We start from the raw sequence: 17,652 nt of genomic DNA, 5'->3' as shown, positions 1-17,652 counted from the left end.
GCGCGGAATCTTCGCGGCCAGCGCGTTGTTTGCGCTGGCCGCGTCGTTATTCACGCTCGACCGCCTTTATCCCTTGCCGGCCGTGGATTCGGGCGGCGCGGCGGTCGTCGTGGCCGCAGACGGCACGCCGCTGCGCAACTATCCCAGCCGCGATGGCATCTGGCGCTATCCGGTCAAGCCCGACCAGGTGTCCGAGCGCTATCTGGAAACACTGCTGACCTACGAGGACCGCTGGTTCTACTGGCACCCGGGCGTCAATCCGGTGGCAATGGCGCGCGCCGGCTGGCAGTGGGCCACCAACCGCCGCATCGTCTCGGGCGGCTCCACTCTGACGATGCAGGTCGCGCGGCTGATCGATCCGGAATTGGCCGGCAAGCCTTCGCGCTCCATGTCGGCCAAGCTGCGGCAGGCCTGGCGCGCGATTCAGCTGGAAATGCACTACAGCAAGGACGAGATCCTGTCGCTGTATCTGACCCACGCACCCATGGGCGGCATCGTGGAGGGCGTGGAAATGGGTTCGCGCCTGTGGCTGGGCAAGCCGGCGCGCGACCTGAGCCCGGCCGAAGCGGCGATGTTGACCGCCTTGCCGCAGGCACCGTCGCGCCTGCGTCCCGACCGCCATCCCGAGGCCGCGCAGGCCGCGCGCGACAAGGTGCTGGACCGCATGGTCGAGCTCGGCCGCTGGACCCCCGCGGAGGTGGCCGACGCCAAGATCGAAAACGTGGTCGCGCCGCCGCTGCGGGCGCGCTGGCTGGCGCCCCTGGCCGCGCAGCGCCTGCTGCAGGAGGCGGGCAGTCAGCGCAGCGCCGGCCGGCGCCCCGGCGAGCGGCCCGCGGTGGTCACGTCCACCCTGGACGCGGACATGCAGGCCGCGGTGGAGCGCATGTTGCAGGACCGGGTGGACGGCTTGCCGCCCAAGGTGTCGATGGCCGTGTTGGTGATGGACAACGATACGCTGGAGGTCAAAGCCTACGCGGGATCCGCGGATTTTTCCGACGATAGCCGCGCTGCCCACGTGGACATGGTGCGCGGCGTGCGTTCGCCAGGCTCCACCCTCAAGCCCTTCCTGTATGCCCAGGCGCTCGACGAGGGCCTGATCCACTCCGAAAGCTTGCTGATGGATGCGCCGATGTCGTTTGGCGGCTACGCGCCCGGCAATTTCCAGGCAGCGTTTGCCGGCCCGATCAGCGTGGCGCAGGCCCTGCAGCGCTCGCTCAACGTCCCGGCGGTGGACCTGCTGGACCGTGTCGGGCCCAGCAGTTTTGCCTCGGTCATGCTGGCCGGCGGGGTACGGTTACGTTTGCCTGCGGGCGCAGAACCGAATTTGAGCTTGATTTTGGGCGGGGGCGGCACCACATTGGAAGAACTGGTGGGCGCTTACCGGGCCTTGGCCCGCGGCGGCGTCTTCGGACGGCCCCGCCTGCGGCCGGAGCAGGCGAAGGTCGAGTCCCGTATGATGAGTCCTGGGGCGGCCTGGATCGTCCGCGACATCCTGGAGAGCGGCGGCCATCCGGACCGGCCGTTCTACCAGTCGGGCAGTCCGGCGCGGCAACTGGCCTGGAAAACCGGGACAAGTTTCGGATTCCGGGACGCCTGGGCCGTCGGAGTGACCGACAGGTGGACGATGGGCGTCTGGGTCGGCCGTCCGGACGGCACGCCCAACCCTGGATTTTTCGGGGCCAACGTGGCGGCGCCGCTACTGCAGGATATCGTGGCGGCCTTGCCCGAAGGCGCCCAGCAGGTCCGCGTCAGGCCCGAAACGGTGCAGGCCGCGGTGACTTGCTGGCCCCTGGGTTACAAGCTCGGCAGCGTGCCATCCGGCGTATGTCCGGAGCAGCGCGCGGCCTGGGTGTTGAATGAAACGGCGCCGCCGTCTTTTGCCGGCTACGCCGACGCTTCGCGCGGACCCTTGCGTCTGGGCGGGGTGGCCAGCGGTTCGGTGCTGCGGCCCGTGCCGGGCGGGCGCGAAGTGGCGCTGGATGTGGACGTGCAAGGAACAGAAGGCGAAGTATGGTGGATGCTGGACGGGCGCGTGGTGGGTCACGGCGCGTCGGGTCATCCGTTTAAATTAGTGCTGGCCATGGACGGCCGATATACGCTTACCGTCATGGATACGCAAGGCCGCCACGATAGAGTGGTTTTTGAAATCGCTGGCGTTACGCCATGATCGGCATAGAATATGAATCGTGTATTTGCCCGCTTCGATGCGTTACGGAGGAAGCGTGATTTCTCAAGAGCTTGAAGTCAGCCTGCATATGGCTTTCGTCGAGGCCCGTTCGGCCCGGCATGAATTTATTACCGTCGAGCATCTGCTGCTGGCGTTGCTCGACAACGCTTCGGCCGTTGAAGTGCTGCGCGCATGCGCCGCCAACCTGGATGACCTGCGCCGCAACCTGCGCCAGTTCGTTTCGGAGAACACCCCGGTGATCCCAAGCGGCGCCGAGGTCGACACGCAGCCCACGCTGGGTTTCCAGCGTGTGATCCAGCGCGCCATCATGCACGTATCGGCGGGCGGCACCGGCAAGAAGCCGGTCACCGGCGCCAACGTGCTCGTGGCCATTTTCGGCGAAAAGGATTCGCACGCCGTGTACTACCTGCAACAGCAGGGCGTGACGCGGCTGGACGTCGTCAATTTTCTGTCGCATGGCATTACCAAACAGCCCCAGGTGGAGTCCGCCGCCGTGCAGAAAGAGCAGCAGACCAATGGTGAAGAACAGGGCGAATCGCGTCAGTCGCCGCTGGACCAGTACGCCACCGACCTGAACGCCGCCGCGCTGGCGGGCCGCATCGATCCCCTCATCGGGCGCGAGCACGAAGTCGAGCGCGTGATTCAGGTGCTGTGCCGCCGCCGCAAGAACAACCCGCTGCTGGTTGGCGAGGCCGGCGTGGGCAAGACCGCGATCGCCGAAGGCCTGGCCTGGCGCATCACGCGCGGCGAAGTGCCTGAAATCCTGCAGGCCGCCCAGGTCTTTTCGCTGGATATGGGCGCCTTGCTGGCTGGCACCAAGTACCGCGGCGATTTCGAACAGCGCCTGAAGGGCGTGCTCAAGCAGATCCGCGGCAACCCCGACGCCATTCTGTTCATCGACGAAATCCATACGCTGATCGGCGCCGGTTCGGCTTCGGGCGGCACGCTGGACGCGTCCAACCTCTTGAAGCCGGCCTTGTCTTCCGGGCAGCTCAAGTGCATCGGCGCCACCACCTACACCGAGTACCGCGGCGTCTTTGAAAAAGACCACGCGCTGTCGCGCCGATTCCAGAAGATCGACGTGGCCGAACCCAGCGTCGAGCAGACCGTGCAGATCCTGCGCGGCCTGAAGAGCCGCTTCGAAGAGCACCACAGCGTGCGTTACTCGGCCGCCGCCTTGTCGGCCGCGGCCGAATTGTCGGCGCGCTTCATCAATGACCGCCATCTGCCGGACAAGGCCATCGACGTGATCGACGAGGCTGGCGCTGCGCAGCGCCTGTTGCCGCGCTCGCGCCAGAAGAAGGTGATCGGCAAGGTGGACATCGAGAACATCGTGTCCAAGATCGCGCGTATTCCGCCGCAGTCCGTCTCCAACGACGACCGCAGCAAGCTGGCGACGCTGGACCGCGACCTGAAGACCGTGGTGTTCGGCCAGGACAACGCCATCGAGGCCCTGTCTGCCGCCATCAAGATGGCGCGTTCGGGCCTGGGCAAGCCGGAAAAGCCGATCGGCGCCTTCCTGTTCTCCGGCCCCACCGGCGTGGGCAAGACCGAGGTCGCCCGCCAGCTGGCGTTCACGCTGGGCGTGGAGCTGCTGCGTTTCGACATGTCGGAATACATGGAACGGCACGCCGTGTCGCGCCTGATCGGCGCGCCTCCGGGCTATGTCGGTTTCGACCAGGGCGGCCTGCTGACCGAGGCCATCACCAAGCAGCCGCATTGCGTGCTGCTGCTCGATGAAATCGAAAAGGCGCACCCGGATGTGTTCAACATCCTGCTGCAGGTCATGGACCACGGCACGCTGACCGACAACAACGGCCGCAAGGCGGACTTCCGCAACGTCATCGTCATCATGACGACTAACGCGGGCGCCGAAACCTTGAACCGTCCGTCCATCGGTTTCGCGAATTCGCGCGTGGTGGGCGACGAAATGGCGGAAATCCGCCGCATGTTCACGCCCGAGTTCCGCAACCGCCTGGACGCGATCATTCCGTTCGCGCCGCTGGACCGTGAAATCATCCTGCGCGTGGTGGACAAGTTCCTCATGCAGCTGGAAGACCAGTTGCACGAGCGCCGCGTGGAAGCGATTTTCACCACCACGCTGCGTGAACATCTCGCCAAGGAAGGGTTCGATCCGCTGATGGGCGCACGCCCCATGCAGCGCCTCATTCAGGACACCATCCGGCGCGCGCTGGCCGACGAGCTGCTGTTCGGCAAGCTGGTCGACGGCGGCACGGTCACGGTGGACCTGGACGAGGAAGGCAAGGTCAAGCTGGACTTCGACGATAGCGGCAAGCCGCCGTCGTCGGATGCGCCTGACAAACAGGAAGTCGAACTGGTCGATTAGGCGACTCAATGACCGCGGACCGCCAGCCGCTGATCGAGTGCGAACACTGCGCAAGCATCTATCGCCGGCATCAGCTTGAACCTGGAGAGACCGCCAATTGCGCCCGCTGCGGTGCCACCTTGTGGCGCTACAGCGGGCTTACTTTGTCCAATTGGCTGGCGCTCGCCATTTCCGCCCTCATCGTGTTCGGGGTGGCCAATGCCTATCCCGTCGCGTCCATGGCCGTGCAGGGCATGGTGCAACAAGCCTCCTTGCTGGACGCCATTTCTATCACCTGGCGGCAGGACCACTGGGTGGTTGCCATCATGACGGGCTTGGCGGGTTTCGTGCTGCCCTTGCTGCAGCTGAGCGTCCTGCTGTGGGTGTTGGGGTCGCTCTCGCGCGGCCGCGAGCCCGCGGGTTTTCGGACTGCGATGCGCCTGTTGGGCGCGCTGCGGCCCTGGTGCATGATTCCGGTGTTTCTGCTGGGTGTGCTGGTGGCGGTGGTCAAGCTGGCCGGCATGGCGGCGGTGGCGCCGGGCATAGGCCTGGGCGCGTTCGGCCTTCTGACCATTCTATTGACGATGCTGGGGCGCTTGTCGCCCCACGTGCTGTGGCGTTATGCCGAGAGCGTGGGCGTGGTGCCCGTGCATGTGCCGCAAGCCGGGCCGGACAGCGTCCTGACCGGATGCCATGTATGCGGCCAGGTGCAGGCCGTGCCGCGGGCAGCCAATCCGGAAGAAGAACACCACTGCGTGCGTTGCGAGGCGCAGGTGCACTACCGCAAGCCGGACCACCTGGCGCGCACCTGGGCGCTGCTGCTGGCGGCCGTGGTGTTTTACATTCCCGCCAACGTGCTGCCGGTGATGCAGGTCCGTTCCGTGCTGGGCGACAGCGCCCACACCATCCTGGGCGGCGTGGTCGAACTCTGGGAAATGGGTTCATGGGATATCGCGCTGATCGTCTTCATCGCTAGCGTGGCGGTGCCGCTGACCAAGCTGCTGGCGCTCATCCTGCTGCTGCTGACCGAGCAATGGCGCAGCACCACCAATCTGCGTCCGCGCACACGCTTGTATCAAATGGTCGAGTTCATCGGGCAATGGTCGATGCTGGACGTTTTTGTCGTTATATTGCTGGCGGCCCTGGCCGATTTCCAGGGCTTGATGGAGATCAGCGCTGGTGCGGGCGCGGCGGCCTTTGGCGTGGTCGTGATCCTGACCATGCTGTCCGCCATGAGCTTCGACCTGCGCCGCAGCTGGGACCTTGAAGATCAAAGTGAAATAGAATCGCCACCGGTGGAGGGCGGGCGTCAGGCGGCGCCCGTGGCCGGCAAGGAATTGGGCTAGGAAGCGCCGCGGCTTCCGCCCACGAACAAGGAATAGTAGATGTCCGAGCAAGCACCCGGATCCGGTGAAGAGAAGTTTGCCTCACCCGCGATCTCGCGCAAGGAGAAGAGCCGGATTTCATGGATCTGGCTGGTGCCCATCGTGGCGGCCCTGATGGGCCTGTCGCTGGTCGTGCGGACCTGGATGCAGGCGGGGCCTGACATCTCCATTTCATTCAACACGGCCGAAGGGCTGGAAGTCGGCAAGACCCAGCTGCGCTACAAGGACGTGAACATCGGCACGGTGCGGTCCATCGGCTTCAACGAAGACCGTACCAAGGTCGTGGTGCAGGCCGAACTGTCCAAGGATGTCTCGGACCTGGCGCGCGAAGGCACCAACTTCTGGGTGGTGCGCCCGCGCCTGGACGTGAGCGGCGTGTCCGGCCTGGGGACGCTGCTGTCTGGCGCCTATATCGGCGTGGACGCGGTCGAAGGCAAGGACAGTTCCAAGAAGGCCACCAAGCTGCAGTTCGAGGGCCTGGAAGTCCCGCCAGCGGTCACGCACGACCGCGCCGGCAAGCGCTTCAAGCTCAAGGCGTCCGACCTCGGGTCCCTGGACATCGGCTCGCCCGTGTATTTCCGCCGCATCAACGTCGGCCGCGTGATCGGCTACGCGCTCGACGAGACCGGCAAGGCCGTGAACGTCGAGGTGTTCGTGGACGCGCCCAACGACAAGTTCGTGACCCAGGGCACGCGCTTCTGGAACGCCAGCGGCGTGGATTTCAGCGTCAATGCCGATGGCCTCAAGGTACGCACGCAATCGCTGGTATCGATGGCGGTGGGCGGCGTCGCGTTTGAACCGGTCATCAGCGCGCGCGACGCCGGCAAGCCGGCGCAAGCCGATGCCCAGTTCGACCTGTACCCGACCGAGACGGCCGCCAAGGCCAATCCGGACGGCGAGGCTTTCCCGATCCGGATGCGTTTCGACCAGTCGATCCGCGGCCTGACGGTGGGCGCGCCGATCGACTTCAGCGGCATCACGCTGGGCAACGTGACGCAGATCAACATGGATTTCGATCCGATCGCCAAGCGCTTCTACTCGCTGGTGGATGCCACCCTGTATCCGGAGCGCCTGGGCCGCGTGTTCGACGAAGTGCGCGAGCGCGCCTTGAAGGACGGCGACGCCGCGGGCAACCGCTTGCTGGGCGGCATGATCAAGCATGGCCTGCGCGCGCAGCTGCGCACCGCCAATCTGCTGACCGGCCAGTTGTACGTGGCGCTGGACGACTTCCCGAACGCCAAGCCGGTCGAATTCAAGCTGTCGGACCCGGCCATGATCCCGACGGTGCCTGGCAACCTGGATCAGCTCCAGCAGCAGATCAGCAACATCGTCGCCAAGATCGAGAAGATCCCGTTTGACAAGATCGGCGAAGATTTGCGCACCACGCTGGCCAGCACGTCCAAGCTGATGAACCGCCTGGACAAGCAGGTCGCGCCCGAAGCGCAGAACATGCTCAAGCAGGCCAAGGAATCCATGGCGCAGGTCAACGCGCTGCTGGCCTCCGACGCTTCCTTGCCGGTCAATACGGAAAAGGCGATGCAGGAACTGGGCCGCGCGGCTCGTTCGCTGCGCGCCCTGGCCGACTTCCTGCAAGCCAACCCCGAGGCCTTGTTGCGCGGCCGCGGCCCAGACCCGATCCCCGGCGCCGGTCCTGTCAGGAACTGAAACCCATGAATAGACGCCCATTCTCTCGCGCCGGCCAGGCGCACTCCAGTTCCGGGCAGCCCCGGTTCGCGGGCAGGTTGACGCCGCGTTTGCGTCCGGTCCTGTCATTGCTGGCATTGACCGCCGCGCTGGCCGGCTGCGGTTCCTCGGCGCCCGTGCAGTACCACACCTTGCAGGTGCCGGCAGCGCAGGCCCCGGGGGCTGGAGTGGCGCCGGCCAACTTCTTGATCGAAGTGCAGCCGGTCAACATTTCGACGCAGGCGGATCAGCCGCAACTGATGGTCCGCACCGGCGAGGGCAGCCTGGCCGCGCTCTACTCCGAGCGCTGGAGCTCGCCGTTGGGCGATGAACTGCGGGGCGCGCTGTCGGACGCGCTGAAGCGCGAGCTTGGCGCGCTGGACGTGCAACTGGTCAAGCCGGGGCCGGGCGCCGCGGTCTGGCGGGTGCAGACCGATGTGCAGCGTTTCGAACTGGAATCGGGCCGCATGGCCCAGCTGGATGCGACCTGGCGCGTGCGGCCGGTCAATATGAAGGGTTCCGGCCTGTTGTGCCGCAGCGTGGTCACGGAACCGGTGACGGAAGAGGGCGTGCCCGCGCTGATCGCCGCGCAGCAGCGCGCCGTGGTCAGCCTGGCCGGCGCCATGGCCTCGGCCATCCGCGGGCAGACCCCGGCGGGATCGGCTTCGGTCCAGATGCTGGGTTGCGCGGCGCTCAAGGACTGAGGGCCGCGCGCAGGAGAACGGGCTGGCGCAAGCGCTGCACGCGCCAGCCAAAAATTCCGCTTTATCTCAATTGGTTAACCTAGGGTTAACCATAGTGCAAACCAAGTTGCAACCTGTCTAGCATACGGTCCTACCCATGCCGGGTCCCGCTAGGACCCGGTATCACCTTTGCCATGCGACAGGAAGCAATCTCTTATGGCCAGCACGACCCTAGGCGTTAAAGTCGACGACGCGCTCCGCGACCGGCTGAAGGCCGCCGCGCAAAAACTCAACTGCACGCCGCACTGGCTGCATAAGCAGGCGATCCTTTCCTACCTGGACAAGATCGAGCGCGGCCACCTGCCCGCCGAGATGTCCCACCTGGGCATGGATGCAGGCGGTGAGGACGAAGCGGGTGAGGGCCATGCGGCGCCCACCCCACCGTTCTACGAGTTCGGTCAGGACGTGCAACCGCAGTCGGTGCTGCGCGCGGCCATCACCGCCGCCTACCGGCGTCCCGAGCCCGAGTGCGTGCCGCTGCTGCTGGGCCAGGCCCGCATGCCCAATCTGGAAAAGATCCATGCCATGGCCGCCGACCTGGTCAAGAAGCTGCGCGGCAAGCGCAGCGGCGGCGGGGTGGAAGGGCTGATCCAGGAGTTTTCGCTGTCCAGCCAGGAAGGCGTGGCGCTGATGTGCCTGGCCGAAGCGCTGCTGCGCATTCCCGACCGCGCCACGCGCGACGCGCTGATCCGCGACAAGGTTGCCCGCGGCGACTGGAAGTCGCACATGGGCGGCTCGCAATCGCTGTTCGTCAACGCCGCCACCTGGGGGCTGATGATCACGGGCAAGCTGGTGGCCGTGAGCAGCGAACAGTCGCTGTCCAAGGCGCTGACCCGCCTGATCGGCAAGGGCGGCGAACCGCTGGTGCGCAAGGGCGTGAACATGGCCATGCGCATGATGGGCGAGCAGTTCGTGTCGGGCCAGACCATCTCCGAAGCGCTGGCCAACAACCGCAAGATGGAAGCCCGCGGCTTCCGCTATTCCTACGACATGCTGGGCGAGGCCGCCACCACGGCCGAGGACGCGGACCGTTATTACGCCTCGTACGAACAGGCCATCCATGCCATCGGCAAGGCTGCCGCCGGCCGCGGCATCTATGAAGGTCCGGGCATCTCGATCAAGCTGTCGGCGCTGCACCCGCGCTATTCGCGCGGCCAGCGTGAACGCGTGATGGCCGAGCTGCTGCCGCGCGTGAAGGCGCTGACCGTGCTGGCGCGCAGCTACGACATCGGCTTGAACATCGACGCGGAGGAAGCGGACCGCCTGGAAATTTCCCTGGACCTGCTGGAGGCGCTCTGTTTCGAGCCCGAGCTGGACGGCTGGAACGGCATCGGGTTTGTCATCCAGGCCTACCAGAAGCGGGCGCCCTTCGTGATCGACTACGTGATCGACCTGGCCCGCCGCAGCCGCCACCGCGTGATGGTGCGCCTGGTCAAGGGCGCCTATTGGGACAGCGAGATCAAGCGCGCCCAGGTCGACGGCCTGGAGGGCTATCCGGTCTATACCCGCAAGCTCTACACGGACGTGGCTTACCTGGCCTGCGCCCGCAAGCTGTTGGGCGCGCCCGAGGCGGTGTACCCGCAATTCGCCACACACAATGCCTACACCCTGGCCGCGGTCTATCAACTGGCCGGCCAGAACTACTACCCGGGCCAGTACGAATTCCAGTGCCTGCACGGCATGGGTGAACCTCTGTATGACGAAGTCGTGGGGCCGCTGTCCCAGGGCAAGTTGAATCGTCCGTGCCGCATCTACGCGCCGGTCGGCACCCATGAAACCCTGCTGGCCTACCTGGTGCGGCGCCTGCTGGAAAACGGCGCCAACACCTCGTTCGTGAACCTGATCGGCGACGAGAGCATTCCGGTCGAGCACCTGGTGGCCGACCCCGTTGAGGCCGCCGCGCGCATCGTACCGCTGGGCGCGCCGCACGAGAAGATCCCGCTGCCGCGCGAACTCTATGGCGATCTGCAAGAGGGCGCCCGCGCCAACTCGGCCGGCCTGGACTTGAGCAACGAGCATCGCCTGGGTTCGCTGTCAGCGGCCCTGCTGGCCAGCGCCGGCATGCCGTGGCGCGCCGGACCCATGCTGGGCGAGGGCGACGAAGCCTGGGATGCTTCCCGCGCCATGGAAGTTCGCAACCCGGCCAATCTGCGCGATGTGGTGGGCCATGTGGTCGAGGCGCAGACGGACGAGGCCGAGGCCGCGCTGCGCGCCGCCGCCAACGCCGCTCCGATCTGGCAATCCACGCCGGTGGCCGAACGCGCCCAGTGCCTGCGCCGCGCCGCGCAATTGCTGGAAGAGCAGATGCAGACCCTGCTGGGCCTGATCGTGCGCGAGGCCGGCAAATCGCTGCCTAACGCCATCGCCGAAGTGCGCGAGGCGGTCGACTTCCTGCGCTACTACGCGGACCAGGCCGAAACCGAATTCAGCAACGACACGCACCGCCCGCTGGGCACCGTGCTGTGCATCAGCCCGTGGAATTTCCCGCTGGCCATCTTCACCGGCCAGATCGCGGCGGCGCTGGCCGCCGGCAACACGGTGCTGGCCAAGCCGGCCGAACAGACGCCGCTGATTGCCGCGCAAGCCGTGGCCATCCTGCGGGCGGCGGGCGTGCCCGCAGGCGCCGTGCAGCTGCTGCCGGGCCGCGGTGAAACCGTGGGCGCCCAGCTGGTTGCCAATCCGGGCGTGCGCGGCGTGATGTTCACCGGCTCCACCGACGTCGCGCGCATCATCGCGCGCACGCTGGCGGACCGCCTGGACGACCACGGCCACACCATTCCGCTGATCGCCGAAACCGGCGGCCAGAACGCCATGGTGGTGGATTCCTCGGCGCTGTCCGAGCAGGTCGTGTTCGACGTGCTGACCTCGGCTTTCGATTCGGCCGGCCAGCGCTGTTCGGCGCTGCGCGTGCTGTGCGTGCAGGAAGATAATGCCGAACACGTGCTGACCATGCTGCGCGGCGCGATGCGCGAACTGAGCGTGGGCAATCCCGACCGCTTGTCGGTAGACGTGGGTCCCGTGATCGACACCGAAGCGCGCAACGGCATTCAGCGGCACATCGAGACGATGCGCACGGCAGGCCATCGGGTGGACCAGGTGGAGCTCAACGGCGAATGCCGCCACGGCACCTTCGTGCCGCCGACCATCATCGAAATCGACAACGTCAGCGAACTGACGCGCGAAGTGTTCGGCCCGGTGCTGCACGTGGTGCGCTACAAGCGCGACGAACTGGATGCCTTGCTGGACGCCATCAACGGCACCGGCTACGGCCTGACCTTCGGCGTGCATACCCGCATCGACGAAACCATTGCGCACGTGACCGGCCAGGTCCATGCGGGCAACGTCTACGTCAACCGCAATATCGTGGGCGCGGTGGTGGGTGTGCAGCCCTTCGGTGGTGAATGCCTGTCCGGCACCGGCCCCAAGGCCGGCGGTCCGCTCTACATGTACCGGCTGCTGGGCACGCGCCCGGCGGGACTGCCGCCGGCGCTGGACGCGGCGGCGCTGCTGCCGCAGCGCATTGCGCTGCCGGGGCCGACCGGCGAGACCAACACCTATATGGTCGAGCCGCGCGGCGCGGTCTATTGCGTGGCTGCCACCGAGGCCGGCGCGCGGGCGCAGTGGTCGGTCGCCAAGCTCACCGGCAACCACGCCTGGTTCGCGGACACGCCCGCGGCGCAGGCGCTGCTGGCGTCGCTGGACGCCAGCCAGCAGGAGCAGGCGGGCATCCTGGCCGACGACGAGGTCGACCAGGCGGATTACCAGGCCGTGCTGTTTGAAGGCGATGGCGACGCGCTGCAGGCGCTGAACCAGCGCATCGCCCAGCGCCCGGGCGCCATCCTGTCGGTACATGGTCTGACTTCCGACGCGATCGCGGCCGGCGCGGGCTACGTGCCGGAGCGCCTGCTGACGGAGCGATCCATCAGCGTCAACACGGCGGCGGCGGGCGGTAACGCCAGCCTGATGACCATAGGTTGAGGGCGACCGGGGGCAACCTTTGGGTATCCAAGGGTTATCTCCAATATCGGGCGGGGTTGTACTGGAAGCAAAATCCGGTCGCACCTCAAATTCGGAAGTCGCAACCCGGCTTCCGGATTTTGCAGAACATGCATGCGCAAGCTCCCGCTACATCGGGCTTGCAGTAGTGAAAAACCAAAGGCCTGGCTAAAAGCTCAGGTATAACAAGGTCTTAAGTCCGACACTCGGAGGATACCCATGAAGTTCCGCACCACTTTGAAGCTTCTCGCCGCCAGCATCGCCGCCGCCGGCATGGCCGCCTCCGCGCAGGCCGCCGACGTCAAGTTCGGTTTTGCCGCACCGCTCACCGGTCCGCAGTCGCACTATGGCGAGGACATGCAGAACGGCCTGAACCTGGCCCTGGAAGAAGCCAACAAGAAGGGCATCAAGGTCGACGGCGAAACCGCCAAGTTCGTGCTGGTGTCGCGCGACGACCAGGCCGATCCCCGCGTCGGCGTGCAGGTCGCCCAGCAACTGGTCGACCAGGACGTGGTCGGCATCCTGGGCCACTTCAACTCGGGCACGACCATCCCCGCTTCGCGCGTCTACCATGAAGCCGGTCTGCCCCAGATCGCCATGGCCACGTCGCCCGAATACACCAAGCAGGGCTACGAAACCACCTTCCGCATGATGACCAGCGATACCCAGCAGGGCGCCGCGGTCGGCAAGTTCATGGTGGAAAGCCTGAAGGCCAAGAAGGTCGCGATCATCGACGACCGCACCGCCTACGGCCAGGGCCTGGCCGACGAAGTCGAGAAGGCCGTCAAGGCCGCTGGCGGCCAGGTCGTGCGCCGCGAATACACCACCGACAAGGCTAACGACTTCACCGCCATCCTGACCAACATCAAGGGCTCCGCGCCCGACGCCATTTTCTACGGCGGCCTGGACGCGCAATCCGGTCCCATGAAGCGCCAACTGGCGACACTGGGCCTGAAGGCGCCGCTGGTCTCGGGCGAAATGACCCGCAGCGACACCTTCATCAAGCTGGCTGGCGACGCCGCCGACGGCACCTACGCCTCGCTGGCCGGCGTGCCGCTGGACAAGATGGCGGCAGGCAAGGACTTCGAGCAGCGCTACCAGGCGCGCTTCAAGAAGGCCCCCGGCGTCTATGCGCCCTACGCCTATGACGGCGCCTGGAACATGATCGCCGCCATAGAGCAGGCCGGCTCGGCCAAGCCCGAGAAGTACCTGCCGGCCCTGGCCAAGCTGAACCGCAAGGGCGCAACCAGCGAGCACATTTCCTACGACGCCAAGGGCGACCTGAAGGAAATCTCGGTCACCATCTACGAAGTCAAGAACGGCAAGTGGGAGATGGTTGAAACGATGGTCAGCCAAGCCAACTAAGGCGGTTTGACCGGGGCGGAGAGGCGGCGCTGCCGCTTCCCGTCCGCATCGCAGCGTGCGCGCCGCCGGGCGCGCGCCATGCGCGCCGCCGGGCGCGCGCCATGCGCGGCGCCGTGGCAGGCCCCGAGGGCCGCCACCGCGCGATCCGCGCGATTTTTCCAGGCTTATTTCCGCGGCCCCTATGGATATCTTCATTCAACAACTGATTAACGGCGTCACGCTAGGCAGCGTGTACGCCCTGGTCGCCCTGGGCTACACCATGGTGTACGGCATCATCGGGCTGATCAACTTCGCCCATGGCGACGTCGTCATGATAGGCGCGATGGCGGCGACCACCATCGCCATCTCGCTGGTGGGCGGCGACCCTTCGACCTCGGCCTTCGTGGTGCTGGGCGTCGGCCTGCTGGTGTCCGTGCCGCTGTGCATGGCCGTGGGCTGGACCGCCGAGCGCGTCGCCTACCGGCCGCTGCGCCGCGCGCCGCGCCTGGCTGCCCTGATCACCGCCATCGGCGTGTCCATCATCCTGCAGAACGTGGCCATGATGGGCTGGGGCCGCAACTACCTGAACTTCCCGCAAGTGCTATCGCCGCAGGTGTTCGAGATCGCGGGCGCGCGCATGAGTTCGCTGCAGATCGCCATCGTGGTGATCGCGGCGCTGATCATGGGCGGGCTGCTGGCCGTGGTGCACAAGACCCGCCTGGGCACGGCGATGCGCGCCACCGCGCAGAACCGCGAAGTGGCCGGGCTGATGGGCGTGAACATCAACACCGTGATTTCGGCGGCGTTCCTGATCGGTTCGGCGCTGGCCGCCGTGGCCGGCATGATGGTCGCCACCTACTACGGCGTGTCGCAATACACCATGGGCTTCATGCTGGGCCTGAAGGCCTTCACGGCCGCGGTGCTGGGCGGCATCGGCAACCTGGTCGGCGCCATGGCGGGCGGCCTGTTGCTGGGCATCATCGAATCCTTGGGCGCGGGCTACATCGGCGACCTGACCGGCGGCTTCCTCGGCAGCCACTACCAGGACGTGTTCGCGTTCTTCGTGCTGGTGCTGGTGCTGATCTTCCGTCCGTCCGGCCTGCTGGGCGAACGCGTGGGAGACCGGGCATGAGCGCAAACCTGAAAAGCAGCGGGTTCTCCACCCGCAACCTGATCGGCATCGCGCTGATCGGCGTGGTGCTGGCGGTGCTGCCCTTCGTGATCGGCATGGCCGGCCAGAGCTGGGTGCGCATCCTGAATTTCGCCCTGCTGTACGTGATGCTGTCGCTGGGCCTGAACATCGTGGTGGGCTTCGCGGGGCTGCTGGACCTGGGCTACATCGCGTTCTACGCGGTGGGCGCCTATACCTGGGCGCTGCTGGCCTCGCCGCACTTCGGCCTACACCTGCCGTTCTGGGCGATCCTGCCGATCGCGCTGGCGGTGGCCTGCCTGTTCGGCGTGCTGCTGGGGGCGCCCACGCTCAAGCTGCGAGGGGACTATCTGGCCATCGTCACCCTGGGTTTCGGGGAAATCATCCGCATCTTCCTGAACAACCTGAACGCGCCGGTCAACATCACCAACGGGCCGCAGGGCATCAACCGAATCGATACCTTCAAGGTGGGCGAGTTCGCCTTCGGTCGCACGGAAAGCCTGCTGGGCCTGCGCGTGACCGGGCCGGAAAAGTACTACTACCTGCTGCTGGCGATCACGCTGATCATCGTGGTGGTCTGCGTGCGCCTGCAGAATTCGCGCATCGGCCGCGCCTGGGAAGCGATCCGCGAAGACGAGATCGCGGCCAAGGCCATGGGCATCAATACCCGCAACATCAAGCTGCTGGCGTTCGCCATGGGCGCATCCTTCGGCGGCGTGGCGGGTGCCTTGTTCGCGTCGATGCAGGGCTTCGTCAGCCCCGAGAGCTTTTCGCTGATGGAATCCATCTCGATCCTGTGCATGGTGGTGCTGGGCGGCATGGGCCACATTCCGGGCGTGATCCTGGGGGCGTTGATCTTGGCCGCGTTGCCGGAATTCCTGCGCGCCGTGGTCGAGCCCGTGCAGCACATGCTGTTCGGCGCCGTGGTGCTGGACCCCGAAGGCATACGCATGCTGTTGTTCGGCCTGGCCATGGTCTGCGTGATGCTGTTCCGTCCGGCCGGCCTGTGGCCGTCGGCGGTGCGCAAGCGTGAACTGGCGACCAAGACCCAGGGAGGCGCGGCATGAGCAAACTGCTGCAAGCCCAGGGACTGGGCAAGCGCTTCGGCGGCCTGCAGGCGCTGTCGGACGTCAGCTTCGATATCGAGCAGGGCGAGATCTACGGCTTGATCGGTCCGAACGGCGCGGGCAAGACCACGCTGTTCAATGTGCTGACCGGCCTATACATCCCGGAAGAGGGCAGCTGCACCTTCAATGGCGAGTCCATGTCCGGCAAGAAGCCGCATGAAGTCGCCTTTGCCGGACTGGCGCGCACCTTCCAGAACATCCGCCTGTTCGCCAACCTGAGCGCCATCGAAAACGTGATGATCGGCCGCCACATGCGCACCAAGTCGGGCGTGTTCGGCGCCGTGCTGCGCACGCGCGGCACGCGTGCCGAAGAGGCCGCGACGGAAGCGCGGGCGCAGGAATTGCTGGACTATGTCGGCATCGGCCACCGCGCCAACGACGTCGCCCGCTCGCTGCCTTACGGCGACCAGCGGCGCCTGGAGATCGCGCGGGCCCTGGCCACCGATCCCAAGCTGCTGGCGCTGGACGAACCGGCGGCCGGCATGAACGCGTCGGAAACCGTGGTGCTGCGCAAGCTGGTCGAAAAGATCCGCGCCGACGGCGTCACCGTGCTCTTGATCGAGCACGACATGAAGCTGGTCATGGGCCTGTGCGACCGCGTGCTGGTGCTGGAATACGGCAAGGTGTTGGCCATGGGCAAACCTGCCCAGGTGCAGCGCGACCCCAAGGTCATTGAAGCGTATCTGGGCGCCGGCGCTGCGCAGGATCCGCAGATTCATCAGGAGCGCCCGGCATGACGGCAGTATCCCAACCCCTACTGGAATTGCGGGGCCTGCAGGTTTCCTATGGCGGCATTCGCGCCGTGCGCGGCATCGACCTGCGCGTGGACCAAGGCGAGCTGGTCTGCCTGATCGGCGCCAACGGCGCCGGCAAGAGCACCACGCTGCGCGCCATCTGCGGACTGGTGCCGCTGGCGGGCGGAGAAGTGGTCTACGGCGGCCAGTCCGTCGGCGGCCAGAAGTCGCATGAGCTGGTGCGCCGCGGCCTGGTGATGGTGCCGGAAGGGCGCGGCATTTTCGGCCAGCTCACGATCGAGGAAAACCTGGCGATGGGGGCCTACATCCGCCGCGACGCGGCCCAGATCCGCCAAGACACCGACCGCGTTTTCACCTTGTTCCCGCGCCTGGCCGAGCGTCGCAAGCAGGCGGCCGGCACCTTGTCGGGCGGCGAACAGCAAATGGTGGCGATGGGCCGCGCCATGATCGCGCGTCCCAAGTTGCTGCTGCTGGACGAGCCCTCGATGGGCCTGGCGCCGCTGATGGTGGAGAAGGTCTTCGAGGTGGTGCGCACCATCGCCAGCGAAGGCGTCACCATCCTGCTGATCGAGCAGAATGCGCGCCTGGCGCTGGAAAACAGTCATCGCGGCTACGTGATGGAGTCGGGCGAGATCATCCTGTCCGGTCCCGCTGGCGACATGCTGCACGATCCCAAAGTGCGCGCGGCTTATCTGGGCGAGTCTGAGTAGGGCGTGGCCGGATCTTGGGTGCGAGGGCTTCGAGCTTGCGGATGTCAGGGTTCTTTAGCCGCCGAGGCTGCCCTGCGCCATTCCGATGCTCGCCCCGTTGGGGCTGCGCTTCGGATGGCTCCGGGGTCCTCGGCTGGCAGTCGCCCAGTGCATTGGTTTCGGAATCCGTTCATGGGCAGATGCCTTGAGCCGGTGGCCGGGCGGAGGGATCCGAAGCGCAGCCCCACTGGGGCGAGCATCGGAAT

11 protein-coding genes are annotated in these 17,652 nt (G+C 66.3%); all 11 read left to right on the top strand.

Features of this window, described 5'->3' with window-relative positions:
- The first annotated feature begins 7 nt into the window (after positions 1–7).
- The 11 genes from pbpC (at position 8) to AC6LKD_RS30470 (ending at position 17,407) form a co-directional block, all read left to right on the top strand.
- Positions 8–2,167 (top strand): penicillin-binding protein 1C, encoded by a 2,160-nt coding sequence (pbpC, locus tag AC6LKD_RS30520; protein WP_498118372.1) that lies wholly within the window; start codon positions 8–10, stop codon positions 2,165–2,167.
- A gap of 55 nt (positions 2,168–2,222) precedes the next feature.
- Entirely contained in the window at positions 2,223–4,535 is a 2,313-nt protein-coding gene (clpA, locus tag AC6LKD_RS30515) for an ATP-dependent Clp protease ATP-binding subunit ClpA (protein ID WP_013394760.1), read from the top strand.
- 8 nt (positions 4,536–4,543) lie between these two features.
- Entirely contained in the window at positions 4,544–5,860 is a 1,317-nt protein-coding gene (locus AC6LKD_RS30510) for a paraquat-inducible protein A (RefSeq protein WP_498118371.1), read from the top strand.
- Positions 5,861–5,899: 39 nt separating this feature from the next.
- Positions 5,900–7,564: a PqiB family protein gene (locus AC6LKD_RS30505; protein ID WP_498118370.1), complete on the top strand. Its 1,665-nt coding sequence runs from the start codon at positions 5,900–5,902 to the stop codon at positions 7,562–7,564.
- 5 nt (positions 7,565–7,569) lie between these two features.
- Positions 7,570–8,286, top strand: coding sequence for a PqiC family protein (locus AC6LKD_RS30500; protein ID WP_498118369.1), 717 nt, complete (start codon positions 7,570–7,572; stop codon positions 8,284–8,286).
- Positions 8,287–8,481: 195 nt separating this feature from the next.
- Entirely contained in the window at positions 8,482–12,303 is a 3,822-nt protein-coding gene (gene putA / locus AC6LKD_RS30495; RefSeq protein ID WP_498118368.1) for a trifunctional transcriptional regulator/proline dehydrogenase/L-glutamate gamma-semialdehyde dehydrogenase, read from the top strand.
- 237 nt (positions 12,304–12,540) lie between these two features.
- Complete coding sequence (locus AC6LKD_RS30490) at positions 12,541–13,686, top strand: branched-chain amino acid ABC transporter substrate-binding protein (RefSeq protein WP_013394755.1); 1,146 nt, start codon at positions 12,541–12,543, stop codon at positions 13,684–13,686.
- 181 nt (positions 13,687–13,867) lie between these two features.
- Positions 13,868–14,797, top strand: coding sequence for a branched-chain amino acid ABC transporter permease (locus tag AC6LKD_RS30485; protein ID WP_013394754.1), 930 nt, complete (start codon positions 13,868–13,870; stop codon positions 14,795–14,797).
- On the top strand, positions 14,794–15,882 hold the full coding sequence (locus AC6LKD_RS30480; protein WP_013394753.1) for an ABC transporter permease subunit: 1,089 nt from the start codon (positions 14,794–14,796) through the stop codon (positions 15,880–15,882). The genes AC6LKD_RS30485 and AC6LKD_RS30480 overlap by 4 nt, the downstream gene beginning before the upstream one ends.
- Positions 15,879–16,679: an ABC transporter ATP-binding protein gene (locus tag AC6LKD_RS30475; protein WP_492275402.1), complete on the top strand. Its 801-nt coding sequence runs from the start codon at positions 15,879–15,881 to the stop codon at positions 16,677–16,679. Before AC6LKD_RS30480 ends, AC6LKD_RS30475 begins: the two co-directional genes overlap by 4 nt.
- Positions 16,676–17,407, top strand: a complete 732-nt coding sequence (locus AC6LKD_RS30470; protein WP_013394751.1) for an ABC transporter ATP-binding protein — start codon at positions 16,676–16,678, stop codon at positions 17,405–17,407. The genes AC6LKD_RS30475 and AC6LKD_RS30470 overlap by 4 nt, the downstream gene beginning before the upstream one ends.
- Positions 17,408–17,652: the final 245 nt, after the last annotated feature.

Source organism: Achromobacter sp. D7-1 (assembly GCF_059760445.1).
Note: the sequence above shows the minus strand (reverse complement) of the source record. Positions and strands in the feature narration are given on the sequence as shown.